1 protein-coding gene is annotated in these 1,182 nt (G+C 68.9%); it reads right to left on the bottom strand.

Translation table 11 applies throughout. The features are described from left to right. Positions 1 to 1,034: efflux transporter outer membrane subunit (locus AC1VAN_RS22465; protein WP_480986814.1), on the bottom strand; the 1,034-nt coding region annotated here is incomplete at its 3' end. Positions 1,035 to 1,182 lie beyond the last annotated feature (148 nt).

Here is a 1,182-nt window from a genome sequence, read left to right as displayed (position 1 = left end):
ATACTGAAGCGATGCGCGTTCCAGCCATCCAGATCATCCAGCTGCCTGGCCTGGAAACCGGCATCGCCATTCAAGGTGATGCGCGGCAGGAAGCTGGCCTTGGCCACGCCAATTCCCGCCGTGGCAGCATGCAGCGCAGCCTCGGCACGGCGGACATCAGGGCGACGCTCGGCCAGTTCACTGGGCACGCCCACGGCCACGGTCGGCAACGCGGGCCAATCGCGGCGCGCGCTCTGCAGCTGCGTATCCAGTGCCTGCGGCGGCTGTGCCAGCAGGAACGCGAGTGCATTGCGCAGCTGCGATTCGCGGTGCCGCAGCGGTGCGATGCGAGCCTGCAGCGATGCCACCTGCGCCGCCGCACTGGAGACCTGCAACGTGCTGGCCACGCCCTGGCGCTGGCGCGCTTCGGTCAGCCGCTTGATGTCGTGGGCGATGCTGAGGTTGTCCTCGGTGATGGCCAGCAGCTGGCGCGTTGCGCGCAACTGCAGGTAATCACGCGCGGTCTCGGCCAGCAGCGCGATGCGCGCCGCGTGTGCATCTTCCTCAGCCATCTGCACGCGTGCGTCGGCCGCTTCCACCTGACGGCGTACGCGTCCCCACAGATCCAGTTCCCAGCTCATGCCGATGCCGGCCTGGAACAGCCCATAGTCATCGCGACCGCCATTACCGGACGGATCGTTCAGGCCTACCTCGCTGTTGCGCGCGCGTACGCCACTGGCAGTGGCGCCGACGCTGGGCAGCCGGTCGGCCGCGGTGACGCCACGCGCGGCGCGGCTCTGCTGCACCCGGTTGGCGGCCAGCTGCAGGTCGAGATTGGCCTGCAGTACCTGCGTCGCCAGTTGCCCCAGCAGCGGATCATCGAAACCGGACCACCAGCTGGCGTCGTCATCCAGCGCAGCTGAAGCCACCGCTTCGCCCTGCCACTGCGTGGGCAGCTCGGCCTGCGGGCGCACGAAGTCCGGGCCCAGCGTGCAGGCGGTCAACGCCGTGCACAGTGCCGCTGCAGCCAGTCCACGCGGGAATACGCGGATCATGCGCCTTCCCCGCCCGTGCGGTGCCGCTCGCGCTGCGCACTCTGCACCCGCTGCGGACGCTGCAGATCCACGCTGGCTTCCACCGACATGCCGGCACGCAGTTGGCCCAGCAATGCCTGCTCCGGCTCTAGCACGATCTTCACTGGAA

The organism is Stenotrophomonas sp. 05L44_2, assembly GCF_056665995.1.
The sequence above is the reverse complement of the archived record's forward strand: the minus strand, read 5'-3'. Positions and strand labels throughout refer to the sequence as shown.